This is a genomic window from Nocardia sp. NPDC058518, from assembly GCF_042719655.1.
Taxonomy (GTDB): domain Bacteria; phylum Actinomycetota; class Actinomycetes; order Mycobacteriales; family Mycobacteriaceae; genus Nocardia.
In genome coordinates this window covers 18,383-32,860 of sequence record NZ_JBHXNJ010000006.1, presented here as the reverse complement: position 1 = coordinate 32,860, position 14,478 = coordinate 18,383, and the positions used below count along the sequence as shown (strand labels likewise).

13 protein-coding genes are annotated in these 14,478 nt (G+C 67.4%); 5 read left to right on the top strand and 8 right to left on the bottom strand.

The window, feature by feature from the left end:
- Window positions 1–156: 156 nt before the first annotated feature.
- Together ACFWPX_RS12850 and ACFWPX_RS12845 are read left to right on the top strand one after the other, a co-directional pair.
- Window positions 157–774 carry a TetR/AcrR family transcriptional regulator gene (locus ACFWPX_RS12850; protein ID WP_378918175.1) on the top strand — a complete coding sequence of 206 codons (618 nt, stop codon included), beginning with the start codon at window positions 157–159 and terminating at the stop codon, window positions 772–774.
- Complete coding sequence (locus tag ACFWPX_RS12845; RefSeq protein ID WP_378927575.1) at window positions 764–2,323, top strand: glycerol-3-phosphate dehydrogenase/oxidase; 1,560 nt, start codon at window positions 764–766, stop codon at window positions 2,321–2,323. Before ACFWPX_RS12850 ends, ACFWPX_RS12845 begins: the two co-directional genes overlap by 11 nt.
- 88 nt (window positions 2,324–2,411) lie before the next feature.
- On the opposite strand, the gene ACFWPX_RS12840 is transcribed toward ACFWPX_RS12845, so the two are convergent.
- Complete coding sequence (locus ACFWPX_RS12840) at window positions 2,412–3,011, bottom strand: GNAT family N-acetyltransferase (protein WP_378918178.1); 600 nt, start codon at window positions 3,009–3,011, stop codon at window positions 2,412–2,414.
- The gene (locus tag ACFWPX_RS12835; RefSeq protein ID WP_378927574.1) at window positions 3,008–3,667 is read right to left on the bottom strand and encodes a TetR/AcrR family transcriptional regulator; all 660 of its coding nucleotides are present in this window, start codon (window positions 3,665–3,667) and stop codon (window positions 3,008–3,010) included. Before ACFWPX_RS12835 ends, ACFWPX_RS12840 begins: the two co-directional genes overlap by 4 nt.
- A 179-nt stretch (window positions 3,668–3,846) precedes the next feature.
- On the opposite strand from ACFWPX_RS12835, the gene ACFWPX_RS12830 reads away from it, so the two are divergent.
- Entirely contained in the window at window positions 3,847–5,031 is a 1,185-nt protein-coding gene (locus ACFWPX_RS12830; RefSeq protein ID WP_378927573.1) for an FHA domain-containing protein, read from the top strand.
- A 75-nt stretch (window positions 5,032–5,106) separates the two neighbouring features.
- Here the strand turns inward: ACFWPX_RS12830 and mihF are convergent, their stop codons facing one another.
- Window positions 5,107–5,421 carry an integration host factor, actinobacterial type gene (gene mihF / locus ACFWPX_RS12825; protein WP_019045768.1) on the bottom strand — a complete coding sequence of 105 codons (315 nt, stop codon included), beginning with the start codon at window positions 5,419–5,421 and terminating at the stop codon, window positions 5,107–5,109.
- A 475-nt stretch (window positions 5,422–5,896) separates the two neighbouring features.
- On the opposite strand from mihF, the gene ACFWPX_RS12820 reads away from it, so the two are divergent.
- A complete protein-coding gene (locus tag ACFWPX_RS12820) occupies window positions 5,897–6,712 on the top strand; it encodes a hypothetical protein (RefSeq protein ID WP_378927572.1) in 816 nt (271 codons plus the stop codon).
- Between the two features lie 67 nt (window positions 6,713–6,779).
- Here the strand turns inward: ACFWPX_RS12820 and clpX are convergent, their stop codons facing one another.
- The 5 genes from clpX to ACFWPX_RS12795 form a co-directional block, all read right to left on the bottom strand.
- Window positions 6,780–8,060: an ATP-dependent Clp protease ATP-binding subunit ClpX gene (gene clpX, locus ACFWPX_RS12815; RefSeq protein WP_378909324.1), complete on the bottom strand. Its 1,281-nt coding sequence runs from the start codon at window positions 8,058–8,060 to the stop codon at window positions 6,780–6,782.
- Between the two features lie 242 nt (window positions 8,061–8,302).
- Window positions 8,303–8,968: an ATP-dependent Clp protease proteolytic subunit gene (locus tag ACFWPX_RS12810; RefSeq protein ID WP_378918186.1), complete on the bottom strand. Its 666-nt coding sequence runs from the start codon at window positions 8,966–8,968 to the stop codon at window positions 8,303–8,305.
- A 42-nt stretch (window positions 8,969–9,010) separates the two neighbouring features.
- On the bottom strand, window positions 9,011–9,586 hold the full coding sequence (locus ACFWPX_RS12805) for an ATP-dependent Clp protease proteolytic subunit (protein WP_378918188.1): 576 nt from the start codon (window positions 9,584–9,586) through the stop codon (window positions 9,011–9,013).
- A 167-nt stretch (window positions 9,587–9,753) separates the two neighbouring features.
- A complete protein-coding gene (gene tig / locus ACFWPX_RS12800; protein WP_378918190.1) occupies window positions 9,754–11,118 on the bottom strand; it encodes a trigger factor in 1,365 nt (454 codons plus the stop codon).
- A 152-nt stretch (window positions 11,119–11,270) separates the two neighbouring features.
- A complete protein-coding gene (locus ACFWPX_RS12795; RefSeq protein ID WP_378918192.1) occupies window positions 11,271–11,819 on the bottom strand; it encodes an FKBP-type peptidyl-prolyl cis-trans isomerase in 549 nt (182 codons plus the stop codon).
- A gap of 165 nt (window positions 11,820–11,984) precedes the next feature.
- Between ACFWPX_RS12795 and ACFWPX_RS12790 the strand changes: the two genes are divergently transcribed.
- Window positions 11,985–14,453 carry a phosphoketolase gene (locus tag ACFWPX_RS12790; RefSeq protein WP_378927571.1) on the top strand — a complete coding sequence of 823 codons (2,469 nt, stop codon included), beginning with the start codon at window positions 11,985–11,987 and terminating at the stop codon, window positions 14,451–14,453.
- Window positions 14,454–14,478 lie beyond the last annotated feature (25 nt).

Sequence of the window (14,478 nt, the reverse complement as noted above, 5' to 3'; positions counted from 1 at the left end):
CATGTCCCAGAGTCGGCATCCATACCGCTGTCGGATGTCACTACCGAACATTCGCGACCGCAACCCCGCTGGTCCGCTCGATACCCTTGGGCGGTTCCAGCCCGACCCCCGGCGCCGTACCCTCGGCGCCGCCGAACACACCGGCGGTGAAGCACGATGATCGACCTCGCGACCCACGCTGACCAGCTTTCGCCCACCGACGTGGCGATTCTCGATGCCACACGGGCCTGCGTCGTCGATTTCGGGGTTCGCCGAACCACGCTCACCGAGGTGGCGCGGCGGGCGGGTGTGAGCAGGCCGACGGTCTATCGCCGCTGGCCCGACACCGGGTCGCTGATCGCCGAGCTGCTGGTCCGTGAACTGCGCACGATCGTCGCCGAGAACGTCCCCGACACCGGCCTCGGCCGGGATCGGCTGGTCCACGGCATCGTGGCGGGTGCGGCGGCGATCAGGTCGAACGCGGTGTTCGCCAAGATCTTCCGCACCGACACCGACCTGATGCTCACCTATGTGTTCGGCCGGTTGGGCCGCAATCAGCGCACGCTGATCGCGCTGTTCGCGAATGTGATCGGGCTCGGCCACGAGGACGGGTCGATCCGGGCGGGAAATGCCGAACACATGGCCACCATGCTGCTGCTCATCACCCAGTCGGCGGTGCAGTCGGCGGGCACGGTGGAGTCATTGCTGGCAGGCGCGGAGTTCGATGCCGAATTGTCCAGGGCTGTCGAGGGTTATCTGCTCCCGCTACCCGATAAGGACTGTGATGACTCCTGACTCCCGCTCTTCCGGTGCCACCCTGAACGCGGCGCGACGTACCGCCGACCTCATCGCGCTCGGCGACAATCCCGAGGTCGATCTGGTGGTGATCGGCGGCGGTGTGACCGGAGCCGGCGTCGCCCTCGACGCCGCAGCGCGCGGACTGCGCACAATCCTGGTGGAGCGCAACGACTTCGCGTTCGGCACCAGCCGCTGGAGTTCGAAGCTGGTGCACGGTGGTCTGCGGTATCTGGCGAGCGGACGGGTCGGGATCGCGCACGAGAGCGCGGTCGAACGCGGGATCCTGTTGCGCACCACCGCACCGCATCTGGTGCGCCCGCTCCCCCAGCTCGTTCCCTTGCTGCCCGGCATCAAGCTGGGCCAGAGTTCGCTCATCCGTGCGGGTTTCGCCGCCGGTGACGCGCTGCGGATCGCGGCGCGTACCTCCGTCGACACGTTGCCGCGCTCGCGCCGGGTGGCCGCCGCCGAGGCTCTGCGCTTGGCGCCGACCGTGCGACGGGACGGGCTGCGCGGTGGGTTGCAGGCTTGGGACGGTCAACTCGTCGACGACGCGCGTTTGGTCGTCGCACTGGCTCGCACGGCGGCCGCGACCGGCGCGACGGTGCTCACCCGGATGGAAGCCGTTGCGGCAACCGGTGATTCGGTCCAGCTGCGCGACACTCTCACCGGCGATACCTTGGCGATCCGGGCGCGCGCGGTCGTGAACGCGACCGGTGTGTGGGCGGGCGAGGTCGACCACAGCATCGAGTTGCGGCCCAGCCGCGGCACCCACCTCGTCTTCGACGCCGCGGCCTTCGGTGGGCTCAGCGCCGCGCTCACGGTGCCGGTGCCGGGCAGCATCAGCCGGTTCGTCTTCGCGCTGCCCGCCGCGCACGGCCGCGTCTACCTCGGACTCACCGACGAGGACGCACCCGGACCGATTCCCGACGTGCCCCAGCCCACCGAGGTCGAGATCGACTTCCTGCTCGACACCATCAACACCGCCCTGCGCGAACCGCTGACCCGCGCCGACATCCGCGGCAAGTTCGCCGGCCTGCGCCCACTGCTCAAAACCGCCGACGACAGCACCGCCGACATCTCCCGCGAACACGCGGTCCTCACCGCCCCCGACGGCCTGATCACCGTCGTCGGCGGCAAGCTCACCACCTACCGCCAGATGGCCCAGGACGCCGTCGACGCGGCAGTCGATCGGTCAGCGCTGCAGGCCGCGCCCTGCCGCACCACCCACCTTCCCCTCGTCGGCGCGGTCGCCGATGCGGCCCGCGATCGCATCGACGCGCCACCGGTCCTCATCGAGCGCTACGGCAGCGAAGCGAGCCAGATCGTCTCCGCGTGGCTCGCCGACCCCGCCCTGGCGGAACCGGTCGCCCCCGGAATCGATGTCACCGCAGCCGAATTCGACTTCGCCATCACCCACGAAGCCGCTCTCACCGTCGACGACCTCCTCGACCGCCGCACCCGCATCGGCCTGGTCGACACCGACCGCGAAGCCGCCGTCCCCGCCGCCGAAGCGGCCTTCGCCAGACACGCCGCGATCACCAGCTGAGCCCACCGCCGATCTGGTGGCGGCAAGCCTGCCGCCACCAGCCGCTCAGCCCGGAGCCGCCGGGCCGGGCACGATCACCACTGCCGGTTCAGTCGAATCGCCAATTCGCGAGTTCGGCGCGCATGGACGCGCGTGGCCACGCGTCGAGGCCGTGGGCCAGTTCGGTGGCACGGATCGCGCGCAGGCCCGGCGGTTCGTCTGCCGCGGGAATGTAGGTGAAGCCGAGGCGTTCGTAGTACGGGCCGTTCCACGGGACCTGGGTGAACGTGGTGAGCGTGATCTCGTGCAGGCCAACGGCCTTCGCCCAGCGCACCGCGTGATCGATCAGCCGCTTGCCGATCCGCGCGCCCGCGTAGGCCGGGTCGACGGAGACCTGGTCGACGTGGGGCTGCTCGTCGACAATGCCGAGAACCAGGTAGCCGATCGGGTGATCGCTGTCGTCGGGCCACACCCACGCGCGACCCTCGACGATGAAGGCGCGCAACACTTCCCACGGTGGGGGCTCATCGTCGGCGACGGCGGTCATCCCCACCTCGGCGAACGGTGCGCCCGCCCGCCGCTCGATCTCCTGCAGCGCCGCGATCTCCGCCTCACGCGCGAGGCGGACAGGTCCACCGACCACCGGGCGCCGGGCAGGCCGCTTCGCGGAATCCACGCCGGTCTCCCCCGCGATACCGCTGCCGCTCATCGCGCACCCACCGGGGTGGCGACGATTCCGTTGAGCAGCGCGCGCAGGGCCCAGCGGGCGCGGGCGTCACCGTCGCCGTCGCGCAGGTGCGTCTGCCACGCGATCATCGTCGGGAAGCGGGTGGGCAGGTCGGCCAGGCGCCGGGAGAGGTCTGCGCGGTACGCCGAGCCCCCGGCGCCGGAATTCTCGGCGGCCTCGGCGGCGATGTGGAGGTAGATCAGGTCAACGGCCCAGGTGGCGGTCGCGGGGTCGAGGCCACCTTCGCGCAGCAGGCTCAGCAACTGCTCGATCAGGCCGAGGGCGTGTTCGGTGGTCGGGAACCGGCCGAAGGCGACGAGCGCGAGACCGTCGTGGCGGCCGAGGGCATCGATCGAGGTCTCGACCAGCTGGGTCACCCGCGTACGCCAGTCACCCTCGGTGGGGACCGGGACCTGGGACAGCACGTGATCGAGCATCCCGATCAGCAGGTCGTCGCGATGGGCGACATAGACGTACAGCGACGCGGCGCCTGTGTCGAGTTCCTTCGCGACCCGGCGCATGGTGAGCGCGGCCGAGCCGTCGGTATCGAGGATGCGCAAGCCGGTTTCGATGACGAGGTCCCGGCTCAAGGGGACTTTCGCCGGTCGGGCCCGGCGACTGACGGGTGCGGCGTTCATGCGCCGATCCTACGCGGCCGACGAACACTGTTTGGTACGAACGGTGTTCGGAGTTCACCTACGGACCTTATCCCCGAGCGCCGGGCCATCTATGCTGACGGCGGAGACCTCGGTCGCGGTCTGCCGCACAGCGGGTCGGCCGAGGCCGCGGTGAAGGCCAGTCCGACAAGGAGGCGTTGATGCACGCGCATTCGTCCACCGTGGCAATCGTGCCGGGGACCGGGATCGTCGCCAGATTCGGCGATGTCGTCGTCTATCTGGCCGGGGAGACCCCGTCGACCGATCGGTTACTCGGAGCGGTGGAAACCGTCGCCAACAACACGGCAGCGAGCGCACCCGGTGCGGCATTGGCGCAGCGGCTGGCAGGCGTGGTGTTCGGCGGAGCTTCTGCCCCACCGCCTTTCGGTGTGCTCGCCCCGACCGCCGACGGGATGCTGATCCTGTTGCGCGGCGCGGTGATCGCCGAGATCTCCGGCGCGGAGGGCAACCGCCGCCTCGCCGGCGACCGGGCCTTCACCTGGGTCGACGAGATCATCCGCGAACCGGTCCGCCGGATCGCGGTCGGCGCCGAGATGGCCGATCCCACCAGCGCCAATCCGCGCACCGACCTGCGCGCGGGCATCGTCACCGGCAACGGTTTCGTTCTCAACCTGGGCCGACGCCGCAATCCGCCGCCCCGCCGGGTCGAATCCATCGACGAACCCGCACCGACCGAGGCCACCGGCTTCCAAGCCCTGCGCCCCCCGACCTCGCGGCCCACCGACACCAGCGACGCGCTCCCGGCCACCGCGGGATTCCCGGCACCGACGGCCGACCAACCCGCGACCTCGGGTTTTGCGCCCGACGCGGGCCGACCCGACAGTGAAACGGTGAGCACGGGCGAGCGGCCGAGCACCGCGGACGGCGTCACCGTGAGCACGGGCCCGCGCAACTCGCCCGCCGCCAACACACCCCGCGCGTGGTCGCAAGCACTCGATGCCGCCAACCGCGGTGAACCGGTCGCGTTGAGCAAAGGCACAGCGCCCCATAGCGGTTCGCGCGGCGCGCTGGTCACCGAAGACGGGCTCAGCTACCCACTGGACCGGCCTTACGTCCTCGGCCGCAACCCCTCGGGGGAAGAATCGGTACGCGCTTCCGCGGCGACGCCGATACTGATCGAGCGCGATCGGCTCGTCTCGCGGGTTCATGCCTTCGTCGCCCCCGACCGTGGCAAGGTGTTCGTCCGCGAGGCCCCCGCGACCTCCGGAACCTTCTTCGCCGCCCCCGACAGCGAACGCTGGTCTCGCGTCGGCACCCTCCCGATCGAATTGCAACCGGGATGGCGCCTGCGGATCAACGACTTCCTGCTGACCTACTGCGTGTAAATCACCTACTTGGTACTCACAGACCATCCCGACGCCCGTGCATCCAGCTCCACGGGCGTCGGATCGCGAATCGGCTCAGGCCTCGAGGGCGTCGAGCAGTGCCGCGCGCTGGCGAGCACCGAGGCCGCCGATGCGGCGATCCTCGGGAATCTCGGCCTGATCCATCAGCTTGGCAGCTTTGACCGGACCAACGCCCGGCAGTGCCTTGATCACGGCAGCGACCTTGGTCTTTTTCACCAGGTCATCGCTGTCGGCTTTCTTGAGCAGATCGGCGACGGTGACCTTGCCCTCCTTCACCTTGCCGATCAGTTCCGAGCGCGCCTTGCGCACGGCAGCCGCTTTGGCCAACGCCTCGGTGCGCTGTTCGGCGGTCATCGTAGGCAGTGCCATGTCTCCTCCGCTTCCACTCGTCACTCGAACATCTGATTGACGGACCGAGTAAACAGCACGAAATCGGCAGCACCAGTCCGACACACCGCGAGGATACGCCGATGAGTTTTGCGTGCCGAGTCCGTCGTATCTGGTGAAGGCCGAGCAAGACGGACCAAACGGACGAAAGGACGGGGCTGATCCGTCCTGAGTAACACCCTGATGACCTGCGACGACACATCATCAGAAGCACTTTTCGGGATCAAGGTTCAACGGCGAACCACGGAGGATCAACGAAGCTCCTCGGCTCCGGGCGCGACCGATTCACCAACGGTCGTCACCGTCTCCCGTTCTGCTCCATCGACAGCTACACAGTTGTGCGCCAGACATTTTCAGCGCCCGCGGGTCGAGTAATTCGGGCCCGCGGGTGTGGTACCCCCGCTCGATGCGCAACAATGACGCGACCCGGCGAACCCTTTTGCTACCTGGAGTTGCGATGCGCGAGGAACACCCGCTCGATCACGAGGTCACCGCTCTGCCCGTGCGGGTGGAACGGGCCAGGCGCCGCATCGCCTATCAGTCCGATCCGGCACTGACCGACGCGCTGTCCGAAGACGAGTTGCGCGCCGAGCGCGAACTCGCCGAAAAAATCCGCACCTACGAGCGCGACCAGCGCTGGAAGCACATCAAGGCCGCCTCCTCACACGCCGACCGCCTGCGTGACACCACCGCGGAGCTCGAGCGGGCCGAGATGTCGGACCTGATGCTGGCCCGCAAGGCCATCGCCGCGCAACGCCGCGAGTCCAACCCGCGCGCCCGCCTCGCCTCGCTCTATCAGCACCGCACCTGGTCGTTGCGGGCGCTGGCCGGCGTGGTGATCACGGGCATGCTGTGGTCGGCGGTGAACGTCCAGCACAACATCGCCCCCGGCGGACCCAGCGATCCGCTCTACTGGGCCAGCTTCGGCCTGGAGGCGATGATCAGCGTGTGCCTGATCATCATCATGATCGGCACCACGCGGGTGGCCGAGTGGGGCGTGATGGGCAACCGCAACCAGGTTCTGGTGGCCGAGCTGTTCCTGCTCACGCTGACCATCGCCCTCAACACCTATCCGCACCTGAGCGCGCAGCACTGGTACGACGCCGCTGTGCACGCGGTGGCCCCGGTGATGATCGGTGTCGCACTGCTCATCCACAATGCCGCCAGCGCCCGCTACAGCACCGCGATCGTCCGTGCCAGCGCGGAGATCCCGGTAGACGACGGCGACGATCTCCTGGCCGCGCCGAGCCTGGGGAACCCGGCCCTCAACTAGCGCCCACCGACACATAGCGAAGGGCCCCTCCGGATCAGATCCGAAGGGGCCCTTCGCTGTTGGTTTGTTACGCCGACTTCTCGCGACGCTCCGGACGCTGCGCCTTCCGCGGCACGATCGTCGGGAGGACGTTGTCGATGACGGTGTCGGCGTTCACGACCACCTTGGCGACGTCGTCGCGGCCGGGGATGTCGTACATCACCGGCAGCAGGACCTCTTCCATGATGGCGCGCAGGCCACGAGCGCCGGTGCCCCGCAGGATGGCCTGATCGGCGATCGCCTCGAGGGCGTCGGTGGTGAACTCGAGATCGACGCCGTCCATCTCGAACAGCCGAACGTACTGCTTGACCAGTGCGTTCTTCGGCTCGGAGAGGATTGTGACCAGCGATTCCTTGTCCAGGTTCGTCACCGAGGCGACGACGGGCAGGCGGCCGATGAACTCGGGGATCAGACCGAACTTGATCAGATCCTCTGGCATCACGTCGGCGAAGTGGTCGTCGGTGTCGACCTCGGCCTTGGAGCGCACCTCGGCGCCGAAGCCGATGCCGCGGTGACCGGTGCGGTCGGAGATGATCTTCTCCAGGCCCGCGAAGGCACCCGCCACGATGAACAGCACGTTGGTGGTGTCGATCTGGATGAACTCCTGGTGCGGGTGCTTGCGACCGCCCTGCGGCGGCACACTCGCCTGGGTGCCCTCCAGGATCTTCAGCAGCGCCTGCTGCACACCCTCGCCCGACACATCGCGGGTGATCGACGGGTTCTCGCTCTTGCGGGCGATCTTGTCGACCTCGTCGATGTAGATGATGCCGGTCTCGGCGCGCTTGACGTCGTAGTCGGCGGCCTGGATCAGCTTCAGCAGGATGTTCTCGACATCCTCACCGACATAGCCCGCCTCGGTGAGCGCGGTGGCGTCGGCGATGGCGAACGGCACGTTCAGCATCTTGGCCAGGGTCTGCGCGAGGTAGGTCTTACCGCAGCCGGTGGGGCCGAGCATCAAGATGTTCGACTTGGCCAGCTCCACGGTCTCACCGCGGCTGTCGCGACCCTTGTCGCCCGCCTGGATGCGCTTGTAGTGGTTGTAGACCGCGACGGCGAGGGTCCGCTTGGCGGTGTCCTGGCCGATCACGTAGTTCTCCAGGAAATCCCGGATCTCCGAAGGCTTGGGCAACTCGTCGAGCTTCACTTCGCTCGACTCGGCCAGCTCTTCTTCGATGATCTCGTTGCACAGGTCGATGCACTCGTCGCAGATATACACCCCGGGGCCCGCGATGAGCTTCTTGACCTGCTTCTGGCTCTTTCCGCAGAACGAGCACTTCAGCAGATCGCCGCCGTCTCCGATGCGCGCCATCTCGTAGGTCCCTACTTCCTTGTCCGAGTGCGACCGTCGTCCCCCGATTGGGCCGGAAATACGTCTCGGTGCCGTCAATCAGAGCAATGGTCCCTGAGTCGACCGTACCTGTTGTGCGCGAGACAGGTCGACAACTCGCGCATGTTCGATGTGAAGGGTTGTGCGGGTTCTCACCATTGTGGGCCAAGCCCGGTGAAAAAACCGGGCCCGCCGCCCAGATCAGGACAGCGGGCCCGGGCGTGTCACTTCTGTCCGCTGAGCTTGCGGTAGTCGAAGACCTGATCGATGATGCCGTAGTCCTTGGCTTCGTCGGCGGTCAGGATCTTGTCGCGGTCGGTGTCCTTGCGGACCTGCTCCTCGGGCTTGCCGGTGTGGCGCGAGATGGTGACTTCCATCAGGCGACGCATCCGCTCGATCTCGGCCGCGGCGATCTCGAGGTCGGACACCTGACCCTGCACACCGCCGGAGGACGGCTGGTGGATCAGGATGCGCGCGTTGGGCAGTGCGGCACGCTTACCGGGGGCACCGGCGGCCAGCAGCACCGCGGCGGCCGAGGCGGCCTGACCCAGGCAGACCGTGACCACGTCGGGGCGCACGTACTGCATGGTGTCGTAGATCGCCATCAGCGCGGTGAACGAGCCACCGGGCGAGTTGATGTACATGGTGATGTCGCGGTCGGGGTCCTGGGACTCCAGCACCAGCAGCTGCGCCATGATGTCGTTCGCCGAGACGTCGTCGACCTGGTTGCCCAGGAAGATGATGCGCTCCTCGAACAGCTTGTTGTACGGGTCGGAGGTCTTGACGCCGAACGAAGTCTGCTCGGTGAACTGCGGCAGGATGTAGCGCGACTGCGGGAGGCCCGCAGCGGAGCCGCCATGGCCGGCGCGCGGGTCGAAGAGGTTGGCCATCTTTATCTCCAAGCTTGTCTCGAGTGAGGGGGGACGGCGGCGTTACTTCGCCTGGTTCGCGTGCGCGACCACGTGGTCGATGAAGCCGTATTCCAGGGCTTCCTTCGCCGTGAACCAGCGGTCGCGGTCCGCATCCTCGGTCACCTGCTCCACCGACTTGCCGGTGTGCAGCGACTGCAGTTCGTTGAGCTCACGCTTGGTGTGGGCGAACTGCTCGGCCATGATCGCGATATCGGCCGCCGAACCACCGATGCCCGCCGACGGCTGGTGCATCATGATCCGGGTGTGCGGCAGCGCGAAGCGCTTGCCCTTGGTGCCCGCGGTGAGCAGGAACTGCCCCATCGATGCCGCCAAGCCCATGCCGTAGGTGGCGATGTCGCACTCGGCGAACTGCATGGTGTCGTAGATCGCCATGCCCGCGGTGACCGAGCCACCGGGGGAATTGATGTAGAGAGCGATGTCCCTGGTCGAATCCTCGGCCGAGAGCAGCAGGATCTGCGCGCAGATCTTGTTCGCGATGTCGTCGTCCACCTGGCTGCCCAGGAAGATGATCCGCTCGCGCAGCAGACGCTCGTACACCGAATCACTGAGGTTGAGACCAGCAGTAGTGGCTGTCATGACCCCTGCCTGGTTGATTGTCACGGATACCTGCCTTCTCTTCTCACCGATTGCTACGGCCATACGAATACGGGTCGTCGTCACAAACACTAACGAAGCAGGGCGGCACCGAACTCCCGGTACCGCCCCTCTTCGCTCACAGCGCAATCAAATCACGCGGGCAAAACCTACTCAGCAGCGGCTTCGTCCAGCTCGATTTCAGCGGAATCCGCAGGGTCACCGAACATTTCGGTCGTGTCGACCACGTTGCCGTCGGAATCGGTAACCTTCACCTGACCGACAACTCCGGCCAGCGCCTTGCCGCGTCGCACGTCGGCGAAGACCGCACCGAGCTGGCCCGCCTGCTGCACCTGCTGGATGAACTGCTCCGGCGACATGCCGTAACGCTGGGCCTGGAACAGGATCCGCTCGGTCAGCTCCTGCTGGCCGACCTGGGTGTTCTCGGCCTCGGCGATGGCGTCGAGCAGCAGCTGGGTCTTCACCGACTTCTCGGCGGCTTCCTGGGTGTCCTTGTCGAACTCCTCGCGGGAGGAGCCCTGCGCCTCGAGCGCCTCGGCCAGCTTGGCCTCGTCGTGGTCGAAACCGTGCACGGCGTCGTGGACCACGGCGTCGACCTCGGCCTTGACGACGGCCTCGGGCAGCGGGACCTCGACGGTCTCGAGCAGGGTGTCGAGCACCTTGTCGCGGATCGAACCGGCCTGCTCGACCTTCTTGACGCGCTCGACGCGGCCCTTCAGGTCTTCCTTGAGCTCGTCGATGGTGTCGAACTCGCTCGCCAGCTGGGCGAACTCGTCGTCGGCCTCGGGCAGCTCGCGCTCCTTGACCGACTGCACGGCCACGGTGATCAGTGCTTCCTTGCCCGCGTGGTCGCCCGCCACCAGGGTGGAGGTGAACTCGGCGGACTCGCCGGCCTTCAGGCCGATGACGGCCTCGTCGAGGCCCTCGATCAGCTGACCCGAACCGACCTCGTGCGACAGGCCGGTGGTGGCCGCCTCGGGGACGTCCTCACCATCGACGGTGGCCGACAGGTCGATCGACACGAAGTCGCCATCGGCAACGGCCCGCTCGACACCGGTGAGGGTGCCGAAGCGCTGACGCAGCGAGGTGAGCTGCTCCTCGATGTCGTCGTCACCGATGGTGAAGGAATCGACAGTCACCTCGATGCCCGAGTAATCGGGCAGGGTGATCTCGGGGCGCACGTCGACCTCGGCGGTGAACGCCAGCTCTTCGCCGTCTTCGATCTTGGTGATCTCGATCTCGGGCTGGCCGATGACCTTGACCTCAGCGGTCTGAATGGCCTCGGCGTACTTGTTCGGCAGTGCGTCGTTGACGACCTGCTCGAGCACGGCGCCACGGCCGACACGGGTCTCGATCAGCTTGGCCGGAGCCTTGCCGGGACGGAAGCCGGGGATCTTGACCTGCTGTGCCAGCGCCTTGTAGGCCTTGTCGAAGTCGGGCTTCAGCTCCTCGAAGGGCACCTCGACGTTGATCCGGACCCGGGTCGGGCTCAGCTGCTCGACGGTGCTCTTCACGGACATACTCCTTGGTTCGTAGTTCATGGTGGTGTCCCCGCATGGGGCAACGCGCCCTGAGTAGGAGCGGCGCACGCATCCCGACCAGGGTAGTTGACCGCCTGCGCGGTCGCGCAATCGGCGGTTGGTTGTGGGTTCGGTCCGGTACCGCGCTAGCGGCCGACCTGCACCGCGTCGGTCACGAAGACCAGCGTCTCGTTCGGCGCGACACCGTTGCCGCCTTCGCCGTAGCCCAGGTTCGGCGGCACGATCAGCAGCCTGCGCGTGCCCTGCTGCACGCCGATCAGGCCCTCGTCCCAGCCCTGGATGACCTGGCCCGCGCCGAGGGTCAGCCCGAACGGCTTGCCGCGCTGGAAGGAGCTGTCGAGCACCTGCTTGTCCGACCAGGTGACCAGCTCGTAGTTCATGGTCAGCGGCTGCCCCGCCACCGCGCCGGGCCCGCTGCCGACCACCAGATCCTTGACGATCAAGGTCTTGGGCACATCGCAGGTGTCGGGGATGGTGATCTTGGGCGCCTCGCCGAATCCACCGCTGACCTTCACGTCGTCGGCCGTGCATTCGAGGCCCGTGCTCGCGGTGTTCCCGCCCGCCGCGGTCGAACTCGGCGAGCTGCTCGAATCCGTGTCGGAGCCGCAGGCCGCTGTCGTAATCGCGGCGGCCGCGACGAGTCCGATTCCGATGATCCTGCCGAGAGAATGCATGGCCCGCAGAGTAATCGACCGCCGTTGCCCGGTCGGGAACCGGCACGACGGTAGGCTCGGCGGTGCGTTTCTCCACCGGGTGTCACCGGTCCCCGATCGGCGCCCGTGCAGGCCCTCGCGGCGCGGACGGCGCCGTGAGCTCACCGAGTGCGAGGAGAGTCCGCGATGATCGGGAACACCTTGGGCGACACCGCGGCGGACAACGTGGGCGACGGTCAGGGCGAGACCATCGCCCCGACGCCCTACGTCCTCACCGACGCACCCGGTCCCCTCTCGCGCGCCGAGCTCGTCGCGGTCGACGCGTGGTGGCGGGCGTCGAACTATCTCGCGGTCGGCCAGATCTACCTGATGAGCAATCCGCTGCTCCGCACCCCGCTGTTTCCCGAGGACATCAAACCGCGTCTGCTCGGCCACTTCGGCACCGTGCCCGGCCTGAATCTGGTGTGGGCTCATGCCAACCGGGTGATCCGGGATCGCGGGCTGAACGCGGTGTTTGTCGCCGGCCCCGGGCACGGCGGACCGGGTCCCAACGCCTGCGCTTGGCTCGAGGACGCCTACGCCGAACTCGAGCCGGACATCCCGCGCGACATCGACGGCATGCGCAGATTCTTCCACCGGTTCTCCTTCCCCGGCGGCGTGCCGAGTCACTGCGCGCCGGAGACGCCAGGGTCGTTCCACGAGGGCGGTGAGCTCGGCTACTGCCTGCTGCACGCCTACGGCGCCGCCCTGGACAACCCCGATCTCATCGTGTTCTGCGTGGTCGGCGACGGCGAGGCCGAGACCGGTCCCCTCGCGGGCAGCTGGCACGCGAACAAATTCCTCAACGCGGGCCGCGACGGCGCGGTGGTGCCGATCCTGGCGCTCAACGAGTACAAGATCGCCAATCCGACGATCTTCGCCCGCATCCCCGAGGAGGAACTGGTCGAACTGCTGCGCGGCTACGGCTACGAACCGCTGATCGTCTCCGGTAACGACCCCGCACCGGTCCACCAGGCGATGGCTACCGCGATGGACACCTGCGTGGACCGGATCGCGCAGTTCCAGCGGGCCGCTCGCGAAGACGGTGACATGAAACGGCCCCGCTGGCCGATGATCGTGATGCACACACCGAAGGGCTGGACCTGTCCCCCGGTGGTCGACGGCGAACGGGTCGAGGGCACATTCCGCGCGCATCAGGTGCCGCTGCCCAACGCGCGCACCGATCCCGAGCACCGTCGGGTGCTGGAGCTGTGGTTGCGGTCGTATCGGCCGGAGGAGTTGTTCGAGCAGGACGGCTCGCCGGTGCCCGCCCTGCTGGAACAGGTCCCCGCGTATCCGATGAGCCTGAATCCGGTCGCGAACGGCGGCTTGCTGATTCGCGATCTCGACCTGCCCGATTGGCGCGACTACTGCGTGGATGTCGTTGCGCCCGGCGCGGGCCGGCACGAGGCGACCGAGATTCTCGGCAGCTGGCTGCGCGATGTCACCGCCCGCAATCGGCACAATTTCCTCACCTTCGCCCCCGACGAACTGGTCAGCAACCGGTTGCAGGACATTCTCGAGGTGACCGGGCGCGACTGGCAGGAGGAAGTCGGTCGCTGGGATGTGGATCTGTCGACGGTCGGTCGCGCGGTCGAAGTGCTGTCCGAGCACATGTGCGAAGGCTTGCTCGAGGGATACCTGCTGACCGGCCGCCACGGCGTCTTCACCTGCTACGAGGCATTCATCCACATCGTCGACGCCATGTTCAATCAGCACGCCAAGTGGCTCGATGCCAGCCTGAAGGTGCCGTGGCGGCGCAAGATCGCCAGCCTGAACTATCTGCTCACCTCGCATGTGTGGCGTCAGGACCACAACGGGTTCACCCATCAGGATCCCGGTTTCCTCGATGTGGTGGCGAACAAGAGCCCCGATATCGTGCGCGTGTATCTGCCGCCGGATGCCAATACCCTGCTGTCGACCTACGACCACTGCCTGCGGTCGCTGCACTACGCCAATGTGGTCGTGGCAGGCAAACAGCCAGGACCGGACTGGCTGACAGCGGAGGAGGCGGCGCTGCACTGCACCCGTGGGCTCGGGATCTGGGAGTGGGCATGTCACAACGACGACCCAGGCACCACGCCCGATGTCGTGCTCGGCTGCGCGGGCGACGTGCCGACCCTGGAAACCCTGGCCGCGGTGGCTATCCTGCGAGATCGACTGCCGGACTTACGGATTCGGTTCATCAATGTCGTCGACCTGATGCGCATGCTGCCCGCGGGCGAACACCCGCACGGCCTGCCCGATGCCGAGTTCGACGCCCTGTTCACCACCGACCGTCCGGTGATCTTCGCCTTCCACGGCTACCCGTGGCTGGTGCACCGGCTCACCTACCGCCGCACTAATCACGCGAACCTGCACGTGCGCGGTTATAAGGAGAAGGGCACCACCACCACGCCCTTCGACATGGTGATGCTCAACGATCTCGACCGTTTCCATCTGGTGCTCGATGTGATCGACCGTGTTCCGGGCCTGTGTGAGCGGGCGGCGGGCCTGCGCCAGGAGATCGTCGACGCCCGGTTGATCGCGCGCCGCTGGACCCGCGAGCAGGGCGAGGACATCCCGGTCGTCGCGAATTGGGTCTGGCCGGACTCGGCGATCCCCACCGTGGGGTAACGCAGTTGCGGCGCGGGCCCGCCCT